Origin of the sequence: Streptomyces sp. FH025 (assembly GCF_017427025.1) — a bacterium.
Taxonomy (GTDB): domain Bacteria; phylum Actinomycetota; class Actinomycetes; order Streptomycetales; family Streptomycetaceae; genus Kitasatospora.
Genome location: NZ_JAFLNG010000645.1, coordinates 1 through 4,425 on the forward strand (window position 1 = coordinate 1; position 4,425 = coordinate 4,425).

The 4,425-nt window shown below is 73.4% G+C and carries 3 protein-coding genes; 1 reads left to right on the forward strand and 2 read right to left on the reverse strand.

The features are described from left to right. On the reverse strand, window positions 1–1,618 hold a 1,618-nt coding region (locus tag J0670_RS31210), incomplete at its 3' end, for a sensor histidine kinase (RefSeq protein WP_207815219.1). 214 nt (window positions 1,619–1,832) lie between these two features. Here J0670_RS31210 and J0670_RS31215 point away from each other — a divergent pair. After that, entirely contained in the window at window positions 1,833–3,134 is a 1,302-nt protein-coding gene (locus J0670_RS31215; protein WP_207815220.1) for a cation:dicarboxylate symporter family transporter, read from the forward strand. 788 nt (window positions 3,135–3,922) lie between these two features. Here J0670_RS31215 and J0670_RS31220 read toward each other — a convergent pair. Continuing rightward, a partial coding sequence (locus J0670_RS31220; protein WP_307806781.1) for an RNA polymerase sigma factor occupies window positions 3,923–4,425 on the reverse strand: 503 nt, incomplete at its 5' end.

Here is a 4,425-nt window from a genome sequence, read left to right on the forward strand (position 1 = left end):
GCTCCCGCCCGACCTCGACGGTGCCGCCGTTGCGCCGGGCGGCCTGGGCGACGAGGGCCAGGCCGAGGCCGTGCCCGTGACCGTCCTGCTTGGTGCTCCAGCCGCGCCGGAACACGTCCTCGACGGCGGCCGGGTCGATGCCCTCCCCGGTGTCGGCCACCCGCAGCAGCAGGCAGGCGTCCGGGGAGCCCTCGCCGTCGATCCGCGCGGTGACGGTGACCTCCGGCGGGACGGGGCTGTGTGCGGCTCCGGCGATGGCGGCGTCCACCGCGTTGTCGATCAGGTTGCCGAGCACGGTGATCAGGTCCCGCGCGAGGAGCCCGGGCGGGAGCAGCCCGTCGTCGATCCGGCTGTCCTCGGTGAGGGTCAACTCGACTCCCCGCTCGGCGGATTGGGAGGCCTTGCCGAGCAGCAGCGCGGCCAGCACCGGCTCGCCGACCGCCGCGACCACCCGGTCGGTGAGCTGCTGGGCGAGTTCGAGTTCGGCGGTGGCGAACTCCACCGCCTGTTCGTGGCGGCCGAGTTCGATCAGCGAGACGACCGCGTGCAGTCGGTTGGCGGCCTCGTGCGCCTGCGCCCCGAGTGCTTCGGTGAAGCCACGCACCGAGTCCAACTCGCCACTCAACGACTGGAGTTCGGTGTGGTCGCGAAGGGTCACCACCCGGCCGAGGCCGGGGCCGGTGCCGATGGTGGAGGTGTTGAGCACCACGACCCGCTCGACGGCCAGGTGCACCTCGTCCCGCACCGGCTCCTCACCCACCACCGCCGCCACCAGCGCCTCCGGCAGGCCCAGCGCTTCGATCGAACGCCCTTCCAACTCGCCCTCCAGCCCGAGCAGTTCACGGGCGGCATCGTTGCACAGCACCACCCGGTGGGCGCGATCGAGCAGGATCAGGCCCTCGCGCACCGAGTGCAGGGTCGCCTGGTGGTACTCGTAGAGGTGGCTGAGCTCGGCCGGCCCCATGCCGTGGGTGTGTCGCCGCAGCCGGGAGTTGGCGAGGTAGGTGCCAACCCCGCCGACCGCGAGCGCGGCCACCGCGACCCCGACCAGGGCCAGCAGTGGAGTGCTCAGCTGCGCGGAGATCGACTCCAGCGTCAGCCCCACACTGACCAGCGCGACCACCCGGTGCCCGTCGTCCCACACCGGCGTGACCACCCGGACCGACGGGCCGAGCGTGCCGGTGTACGTCTCGCTGCGGGTCTGCCCGGCGAGCGCCCAGTCGATGTGCCCGAGGTAGGGCCTGCCGATCTGCTCGGGCAGGGGGTGGGTCCAGCGCACCCCGGCGGTGTCCATGACGGTGATGAAGGAGACCCCGGAGTCCTGGCGCACCTGCTCGACGTACGGCTGGAGCGCCGCGGTCGGGTCGGGCCCGACGACGGCGGCCCGTACGGACGGCGAGTCGGCGACGGCATGGGCGACGGAGGTGACCTCCCGGCGGGCCGCGTCCTCGGTGCGCTCGGCGGTGAACACGTACGCGAGCACCGCACCGCCCGCCACCACGGCGGCGACGATCACCACCTGGACGACGAACAGCTGCCCGGCCAGGCTGCGGACCAGCCGGCGCGACAGGGGGAACCACCGGCGACGCGAGCCGGTGGGGGCGGTGCTCACGGACATGCCTGCCAGTGTGCACCACGGCCACCGGCGCCTCCGGGGCCCGGGGCGGCCGTCGGAAGCCACCGGCGGCCTCCGGCGGCTTCCTCGAACGACAGCGACCGGGGCCCGGCCGTGAACTCTATGAACGCAAACGTGACCTCCGTCACCCCTCCGCCCATAGTCGGAGCGGCCCACCACCCGGGGCCGCCAGGACTGCAGGGCAAAGGAGCCGCAGATGTCGATCACCGGAGCCGCGAAGGCGGAGAGACCCAGCCGCAGGGACCGGACCCACTACCTCTACCTCGCCGTGATCGCCGCGGTGGTCGCGGGTGTGGTGGTCGGGCTGGCGGCCCCGGGCTTCGCCGTGGAGCTGAAGCCGGTCGGCACCGGCTTCGTCAACCTGATCAAGATGATGATCAGCCCGGTGATCTTCTGCACCATCGTGCTCGGCATCGGCTCGGTCACCAAGGCCGCGAAGGTGGGCAAGGTCGGCGGCCTCGCGCTCGGCTACTTCCTCGCCATGTCCACCGTCGCACTGGCCATCGGCCTGGTCGTCGGCAATCTGCTGGAGCCCGGCGGCGGCCTGCACCTGACCGCCGCGCTCGCCAAGTCCGGCCACGCCCAGGCGGCCGCCGGCGGCGCCCAGTCGACCACCGACTTCCTGCTCGGGATGATCCCCGACACCTTCTTCTCGGCCCTCACCCAGGGCAAGGTGCTGCAGACCCTGCTGGTCGCGCTGCTGGCCGGCTTCGCGCTGCAGGCAATGGGCCCGGTCGGCGCGCCGGTGCTGCGCGGGATCGAGCACCTGCAGCGGCTGGTCTTCCGGGTCATGTCGATGATCATGTGGGTCGCGCCCGTCGGCGCCTTCGGGGCGATGGCCGCGGTGGTCGGCGCCACCGGCACGGCCGCGCTGAAGAGCCTCGCCGTGATCATGGTCGGCTTCTACCTGACCTGCGCCCTGTTCGTCGTCGTGGTGCTCGGCACGCTGCTGCGACTGATCGCCGGGGTCAACGTGTTCGCGCTGCTCAAGTACCTCGGCCGCGAGTTCCTGCTGATCCTCTCGACCTCCTCCTCCGAGAGCGCGCTGCCCCGCCTGATCGCCAAGATGGAGCACCTGGGCGTCAGCCGCCCGGTCGTCGGCATCACCGTGCCGACCGGCTACAGCTTCAACCTGGACGGCACCGCGATCTACCTCACCATGTCCTCGATCTTCATCTCCGAGGCGATGGACAAGCCGATGTCGCTCGGCGAGCAGCTCTCGCTGCTGGTGTTCATGGTGATCGCCAGCAAGGGCGCCGCCGGGGTCACCGGCGCCGGACTGGCCACCCTCGCAGGCGGGTTGCAGTCCCACAAGCCGGCCCTGGTGGACGGCGTCGGGCTGATCGTCGGCATCGACCGCTTCATGTCGGAGGCCCGGATGCGCTGCTTCACCTGGCAGGAGCCGGCCATCGCGCCGAGCACCCGCCACAGGCCCAGCCGCCCGTGCGCGCAGCCGTGCGTCCGGCCCACGGCGGCGGACTGCACCAGCGCCGGGTAGGCGAGCGCGAACGGCAGGTAGCCACCGACGACCCGTCGGTCCCGGGCCAGCACGGCGGCCGCGAGCGGGGCCTGACCGCGCACGCAGACCACCTCCGTCCAGGGCGCGAGCGCGGTCAGTTCCGCGAGCGCCCTGGTGACCCGCTGCCCGCCCAGCCGGGCCCCCGGCTCCGGCAGCTCGACCTCGCCGAGGCCCTCCCGACTGGCCGGCAGGGTCAGCAGCGCACTGCGCGCCCCGCCGCCGGGCAGGTACTCGCGCACCCGGGAGGCCTCGTCCCAGCCGGCCTTCTCCCACGGCTCCAGGCGCAGCGGCACGCCCTCCGGGTCGGGTTCGGCCCCGTACGAGAGGTCCTCGCCGAGCAGCACCCGGGTGTGCGCGACCAGTCGGCGCACCGGGGCGGGGCCGAGCAGCGGGGCCAGTCGCAGCCAGGAGTGCCGGGTGGCGAGCACCTCCCAGAGCGGTCCGGCGTCGTGGTCGGCCACCCCGGCGACCGTCCCCGCGCCGCCGTCCGCGTCGAACAGCCGGACGGAGAGTTCGGGCGGCGCCGAGTAGGCGATCAGGTGGCCGAGCGGAGCGGTCAGGGCCGCCGCGGTCTCCTCTCCGGCCTGCGCGACGGCGGCCGCCCGACCCTGCCGGTAGGCGGCGAGCAGCTCGGGCCAGCGGCCGTTCTCGGCCAGGGCGCGGAGGCGGCGGTCCTCGTCCGTGATCACGATTTTCAGCGTACGGGCCGGGGCGGCACATCAGCCGACTTCCCGTCAGTTCGGTGCGTCGGAGCGGGCGGAGAGCACTCAAACGCCGTGTCGGCGTTCATGCTCCAGGATGGCGCGCAGCCGGCCGTGGGCTCGGCGCCGGGTGACGGCCAGGGTGCTGCGGTGCAGGCCGAGCAGTTCGGCGGCCTCGTCGACGGAGTAGCCGTCGAGGTCGACCAGCACCACGACGCGGGCCTGCTTGGCGGTCAGGAAGCCGAGCAGCCGGAGCACCTCCCAGCGCGCCTGGAGCTCGGCCACCCCACCGGGCGGCGGGTCGAGCGCGGACCGGCCGCGCTCCACCGCCTCGGCGAGCTCGGGCAACCCGGGCAGCGGGATCCGGCGGCGGTCCCGGCGCCACTGGTCGCGCAGGAGGTTGACCATGGTCGTGAACGCGTAGGCGTAGGGCTGCGGATGGCCGAGGAAGCGCTCGGGGCGGCGGGCGATCCGCAGGTACGCGTCGTGGACGACGTCCCCGGCCGTGACCGGACTTCCGGTGAGCATCACGGCCGCCTGCTGGAGCCTGGGCAGCAGGTCGGTGAACA